Here is a 225-nt window from a genome sequence, read left to right on the forward strand (position 1 = left end):
GGTGAAAGGCCCCCTCGCCGTAAGCCCAAGGTTTCCTACGCAACGTTCATCGGCGTAGGGTGAGTCGGCCCCTAAGGCGAGGCAGAAATGCGTAGCTGATGGGAAGCAGATTAATATTTCTGCACCAGTGTGAAATGCGATGGGGGGACGGATCGCGGAAGGTTGTCCGGGTGTTGGAAGTCCCGGTCCTTGCATTGGAGAAGGCGCTTTGGCAAATCCGGGCGC

Annotated in this window: 1 rRNA gene; it reads left to right on the top strand. The window is 58.2% G+C overall.

The annotated features are described in order from the left end of the window. Positions 1–225, top strand: a 23S ribosomal RNA gene (locus F6X37_RS38225); the annotation flags it as partial.

Source organism: Paraburkholderia sp. 31.1 (assembly GCF_014397645.1).
GTDB lineage: Bacteria > Pseudomonadota > Gammaproteobacteria > Burkholderiales > Burkholderiaceae > Paraburkholderia > Paraburkholderia tuberum.